Genomic DNA, 4,936 nt, shown 5'->3' with positions numbered 1-4,936 from the left:
CGCTTAGATATGGCCACCTTTGAACTTTCCCAACATTGGAAGTTTACCCGCTTCGATGCTATGGGAAGTGGAACCACCCCCACCGCCCTCTGCATGAAAGACGACGGACGGATCGAGGTGGCCAAGATACCCGGCGACGATTGCGAGGCGGTCACTGGATGGCAGTCTTTGACGGCGGGGGTCGGCATCGATATGGCTAACTCGACCCTGCGAAGGGTGAAGGGACCAGCCGGAAACAACGGCACGATCTACCGGGTTAGTTGGGCAGACACGAGGGGCGGTCTGGGCGGTTCTTGGGGACAGTTAGGGCGACTGACACTGACCGCCCAGGGAACGACCGCCAAACGCTGTCTATTTTTATTCCGTGTCGATGGTTCATGGGATATCCGCGAAGACAACCGATGCCGGAAATAAAAAAGAAAAAAAAAGACGGGAGAAAAGGCTAACGCCATCGGGTGTAAATCATTCGGAACACAACGATGACAGAAAAAACCCTATTAGCCCACCTCTCCGGGCAATTCCCCCAGCTTCCCACCCTCGACCTCACCTTGCTAACACGAACCCTCTTTCCTCTATCCCCAGTCGAACTCTATACCCTCAGACTCGCTCACGGCGATAACGCTATCATGAAGGCCGCCATCGATAGCACCATTCGGCAACGGCAAGAAGAGAAGGAAATCGCCGCCCTCGAACTACAGCACGAAATCTATGACGAGTATCGTCACTGCTGTGGCAGTTGTTGACACTCCCCGCTCTAAAGAGACGGGGATTCTTGGTTCACAGAGATTACTTGCTTAGACAGAATTGCTTCTGAAAAAGTAGAGGTATTCTCTCCCCAAGCGTTTATTGGATCGAACCCAAAGGTTCCGACACGCCCTGCCGTACTTAGTCCCCTTTTAAGGATGTTGATTGCGGCGTTTTCATCCCTATCCAAAACACATCCACATTTGCACTGATGGGTTCTAGTCGATAAAGATTTTTTGACAGTTTCACCACAGTTTGAACAGTTTTGGCTTGTATAATTCGGTGAGACAGCAATCGTTATCTTGCCGAATTTAACCCCAAAATACTCTATCCATTCCCGAAACTGATACCAGGCCGCATCATTTATCGATTTAGCTAGACAATGATTCTTGACTAAGTTCTTAACTCTTAAATCCTCGTAGGCTATCACATCGCTAGAGTGAACTACGCACCTTGCTAATTTTACAGCAAAGTCTTGACGTTGCCTATTTACTTTAAGGTGAGCTTTAGCTAATCTTTGTCTAGCTTTTTGACGATTTTTACTTCCCTTTTTCTTTTTAGATAATCGCCTTTGAAGTCGTTTTAATCGTTTCTCGGACTTTCTCAAGAATTGAGGATTATCAACCTTGTTGCCATTGTTATCTGTATAGAAAGAAGCCAAACCTACATCTAAGCCAATACACTTACCTGATGGTTTAACATCTTCTTTAACGTCACAAGAAAGGACAAATTGACAATAATAACCGTCCGCTCTCCGAATCAACCTAACCCGTTTAATATCGGATTCTTGAAAGTAACCTAAATCCCAAGTTCCTACCAACTTAAGAACACCAATGTTTTTCTTGTCAGTGAACTTAACAGTTTTAGGGCTAAGAAGCTTCCATCCTGATTGTTTGTATTCAACAGAGCGAGATTTTTTAAATTGAGGATACCCCTTTTTGCCTGATACTTTACGTTTACAGTTGTCGTAAAAACGACTAATTGAACTCCAAGCACGTTCAGCACTTGCCTGTCTAGCAGTTGAATTAAGTTCATCGGCAAATTTAAAGTCCTGAGCTAATTCTTTAGAATATCGGTATAAATCGTTCTTACCCGTACCTTTTGTATCCATCCATAACCTTACACATTTGTTACGGATGAATTGAGCAGTACGAATAGCATCGTCTATGGCTTGATACTGTTGAGTTTTAGCTTTAACTTTAAACTCTAAGACAAACATTTTACGCAGGGGGGACTTAGACAAAATCAGTATAGCACAATAAAAGTTAAGTTAACAAGATATAGTTTAAAAAGCCGTCCTAAAAGGACGGGGCTTTAACCCAAAATTTCGGTAAACTTTATTGGTGGGGACATTCCCCGCCAAATAGCCATTTTGTCAAAATCAAAATGTTAATCAACGTATTATCCAGTTCCAGTACAAATATGGTCAGATATGAGTTCCAATAAGTCAGATCAAGCGAATGCCCTGTATGAATCCGACTTCTACGGGTGGACAGAGCTACAAGCGAAAGCTCTGGCCACCCGACAGGTAGAAGCTCTGGACTGGCAAAACTTGCGGGAGGAAATCATTTCCTTGGGTAAACAAGAATATCGAGAACTGGTGAGCCGTCTAACCGTTTTGGTAGGACATCTTCTCAAATGGGAATATCAGCCAGATAAACGTTCTCGTAGTTGGTTTTTGACGATTAGAGAACAGAGACGAGCGATCAGACGGCATCTACAGGGCAATCCTAGTTTAAAATCCCGGATACCGACGGCTTTATCCGATGCTTTCGAGGCCGGAGTCGATTTGGCTTTGCGAGACACGGACTTACCGATACGGACTTTTCCCTCTCACTGTCTTTTCACCTTCGAGGACATCATAACCGACCATTTCCTCTGCGATACCAGTCAGGATTGGCCCTAAGTTCAACGATTCGACGATACCGCCTCGACGGGTATTTGAATTTCACTCCGTTTCAGGGGATCGGGAACGTAGGGACCATCATAGAAAAAGCGACGGGGGGAACCGATCGCCCGGTAGCTCGGATGTTCTGCCAGCCATTCGTTCAGTCGGGTCAATCCCTGTTGGTAACTGTCAAAATCGTAACCTCCCTGTAATCCCAAGCTCACCACCGTCATGGGTGGTACATCCTCAATCCGAATATTATCGGCCACCTCTTTCGGGTAAGTGTCGGTGTCGCGGTAGAGAAAGGAAACTTCGGCCTCTCCCGATGTCGCTCCCGTGTCTGCGGGGTAACGGGTTTCAACGGGTGCGGTCATCGAGATATCGTTGGAACTGATGTGTTGGTACAGGGGATAAAACGACCGGTTCGCCGCCTCGGAAAGTTGACCCCGATAGCGGTAAGTAGCGGCGCGATAGGCGGGATAGTTCTTCACCTCGATCCGTCCGTTCGGGGTCGGGGTCGGAAATCCTGCGGGTAGGGGAGTGCTAGAAGCTTGATAGACCCCGATCACTAGAGCGGTTAGGGCGATGAAGCCGAGCGGTATCAATAGGTAAGGTAGTTTCATGGAGAATCGGGCGCGATGACCTCTCTATTGTGGGACGAGTTGACTTCCGTTGACCGCTCAACTGATTTCTAAGCGCGAGTAGAGAGACTTTGAAGGCGATGTTTATAGCGGTGTGCAGTCGTATGAGGTACAGTATCACGAGCTATAAACCATGCTAGGCAAAGCTTGGTCTGTATCTCACTCAAGAGCTTACCGCTATAATATGCTAGTTAGGTTATCGCGGTTCCATAGAAATTTTGGCTCTTCTCGACTTTGTGTGATAATTTTTGCTTATGGAATTGTGAAATGCTTATAGGGCAAGACTTTTAGGGCTATTTTGACGAAGAAACCATCAGTATAGACCTCGTTTCCACACAGAAACCAGAAGAGCCAAATTTTCTCTATTCTCCCGCCAAAACGGATAAAATGCTTGAGATTCAAAGTTAATAAATGATCGACTTCCGCTTTTAATGAACCATAAGCAATTAAAGCATCATAAATCGCTCCTCCTCTTAAATTTAAAGTTACCATAAGATTAATTACAGCTTTATAATCATCGCTTGTTAAGGAAATAATCTCAAAGGAATCTAAATTTTCTTTAATTAATTGTTGTACCAATTGAGGAGATAGACGAGGTTTTGCGGGAAAAGCCGATAAAATTGCGTAGAGTTCTGCAAGAGTATGAGTTCCAATATAACCCTGAATTTCGCCTCGTTTAACTCTGATTAACCAAGAAATACAAGCTGAGTGCTGTTCATGGTTGACTAAAATAGATGCAACCAAAACCGACGTATCGAATAAAACTTTAATCACAACATTAGATCATTCATTCATTCTTTCTTGTCTAAGCTCCTCGATAAAAGCTTCAGGATTAACTAGCAATTGGCTGCCAACAACCAAAACATCATTCTCGTAATAAACCTTTGGCTCTTCCTTAATTGGATTTAAGACTAGCTTACCATCTTGAACTTCTACCTGAAATTGACTATCATATTCAATGCCTAGTTGTTCCAGCAAAGTTTCAGGAATTTGAATACATCTACTTCGATCAAGCGTCACTAATTCCATGGCAATTATCTTGAATTCTTTTATCTTCATTATACCGCTATATTTCTCCTGTAGCTCTTAAAACCCCTAAAATAATTCGACATCCACGAACATTTTACCTCAAAATGTCGGCTTGAAGGAACCCTCGGTTTCACCTCGGAGATGAAAAACCGACCAATATAAAACAGCACTTCGACACATTTCGACAAGCTCAATGTAAAGGCTCAATGTAAAGGCTCAGTAGCACGAAGCACAACTAATATTCAGGGGAATCCTGATTCGGCATATTTTTTAATTTGGTCTATTGTGACACCACCACAACTAGCCACAAAATACGCCCCCGTCCATAATACTCGCTTGTCTTGACCATATATCTTTTTCAAATGGTCAGGGTAGTTGTCCCACATAAGTTTGCAAGAGGTTGACTTTAAGTTGGCTATTAATCCACTTAACAGTTTATGAGGCGGGTAAGTTAAAAGAATGTGAACATGGTCTAACTCTAGGAACACACCTTTAATCGGTTTAAATAGTGTAATTTGAGGAGAATTATAGGTTGGGTTCTAGAGAGGAATATAACCGAAGGGAACTTAAACAATTTTGGGAAATATCCAAAATTAACTGTTTTGCGATCGGTTGCGATACCGCCGAGTATTAA

General features: G+C 43.7%; 8 protein-coding genes. 3 read left to right on the top strand and 5 right to left on the bottom strand.

Annotation, left to right across the window (positions count from 1 at the left end; genetic code table 11):
• The coding region (locus MICAI_RS04885; RefSeq protein WP_039899614.1) for a hypothetical protein at positions 1-414 on the top strand (414 nt) is incomplete at its 5' end.
• A 65-nt stretch (positions 415-479) separates the two neighbouring features.
• The gene (locus tag MICAI_RS04880; protein WP_008198621.1) at positions 480-743 is read left to right on the top strand and encodes a hypothetical protein; all 264 of its coding nucleotides are present in this window, start codon (positions 480-482) and stop codon (positions 741-743) included.
• A gap of 11 nt (positions 744-754) precedes the next feature.
• Here the strand turns inward: MICAI_RS04880 and MICAI_RS04875 are convergent, their stop codons facing one another.
• Positions 755-1,963, bottom strand: coding sequence for an RNA-guided endonuclease InsQ/TnpB family protein (locus MICAI_RS04875; RefSeq protein ID WP_008198619.1), 1,209 nt, complete (start codon positions 1,961-1,963; stop codon positions 755-757).
• 213 nt (positions 1,964-2,176) lie between these two features.
• Between MICAI_RS04875 and MICAI_RS04870 the strand changes: the two genes are divergently transcribed.
• Positions 2,177-2,650 carry a DUF29 domain-containing protein gene (locus MICAI_RS04870; protein WP_008198617.1) on the top strand — a complete coding sequence of 158 codons (474 nt, stop codon included), beginning with the start codon at positions 2,177-2,179 and terminating at the stop codon, positions 2,648-2,650.
• 2 nt (positions 2,651-2,652) lie between these two features.
• Here MICAI_RS04870 and MICAI_RS04865 read toward each other — a convergent pair whose 3' ends face one another.
• The 4 genes from MICAI_RS04865 to tnpA form a co-directional block, all read right to left on the bottom strand.
• Entirely contained in the window at positions 2,653-3,255 is a 603-nt protein-coding gene (locus tag MICAI_RS04865) for a heme-binding protein (RefSeq protein WP_008198615.1), read from the bottom strand.
• A gap of 270 nt (positions 3,256-3,525) precedes the next feature.
• Positions 3,526-4,047 carry a type II toxin-antitoxin system VapC family toxin gene (locus MICAI_RS04860; RefSeq protein WP_008198612.1) on the bottom strand — a complete coding sequence of 174 codons (522 nt, stop codon included), beginning with the start codon at positions 4,045-4,047 and terminating at the stop codon, positions 3,526-3,528.
• Positions 4,048-4,056: 9 nt separating this feature from the next.
• Positions 4,057-4,332, bottom strand: coding sequence for a hypothetical protein (locus MICAI_RS04855; RefSeq protein WP_081504654.1), 276 nt, complete (start codon positions 4,330-4,332; stop codon positions 4,057-4,059).
• A 212-nt stretch (positions 4,333-4,544) separates the two neighbouring features.
• Positions 4,545-4,790 carry an IS200/IS605 family transposase gene (tnpA, locus tag MICAI_RS27745; protein ID WP_157221723.1) on the bottom strand — a complete coding sequence of 82 codons (246 nt, stop codon included), beginning with the start codon at positions 4,788-4,790 and terminating at the stop codon, positions 4,545-4,547.
• Positions 4,791-4,936 lie beyond the last annotated feature (146 nt).

The sequence above is a fragment of the Microcystis sp. T1-4 genome (assembly GCF_000297435.1).
Lineage (GTDB): Bacteria > Cyanobacteriota > Cyanobacteriia > Cyanobacteriales > Microcystaceae > Microcystis.
The sequence above is the reverse complement of the archived record's forward strand: the minus strand, read 5'-3'. Positions and strand labels throughout refer to the sequence as shown.